This window comes from Psychrobacter sp. Rd 27.2, assembly GCF_001921755.1.
GTDB lineage: Bacteria > Pseudomonadota > Gammaproteobacteria > Pseudomonadales > Moraxellaceae > Psychrobacter > Psychrobacter celer.
Map to the genome: position 1 here is coordinate 1 of NZ_MRYB01000065.1, position 530 is coordinate 530.

At 32.5% G+C, this 530-nt stretch carries 1 protein-coding gene; it reads right to left on the reverse strand.

The annotated features are described in order from the left end of the window. A partial coding sequence (locus tag BTV99_RS13505; RefSeq protein WP_178377971.1) for a glycosyltransferase occupies positions 1–530 on the reverse strand: 530 nt, incomplete at both ends.

Sequence of the window (530 nt, forward strand, 5' to 3'; positions counted from 1 at the left end):
TAGTTTGAATAGGCTTCTAGATAGACTCAACTGATTAACATATTTATATACCGCCCCCGACACCAAGGATAGTGCTCCATTAGAATTCTCAAAATAACTATGTTTAGTTAATCTTACACTTTCTTTTGAATTTGATGGTAAGTAGCTATAACTTAGAACAAAGTCACTTAAATAGTGCTTTCCATAACTATCATTTGGATTAAACACAGCAATTGATGAATCATTAGCGAGTTGATCAATTGCTTTTATAAACTTCTCTTTGGTGTTAAATACGCTTACGTCTTGCTTTATATTCTCATTAAGCGGTATCTTAGAAAGTATGATAAGACGCTTATTGCCCAGTTCCTGTCTGTCATAAGACTCAATCAACTTATCGTACTCATTTTTGTTTTGAATATATGAGATTACAGTTGTACTCAAATCTTGAGAATCTAAACTGGTTTTAAAGGTTTTTTGCAAAATGTACTTAAGTCTATGTTCATAGGTATGGTCTCTAAGTACATGTCTTAGCCCTTGTAGCTTGAACTTTT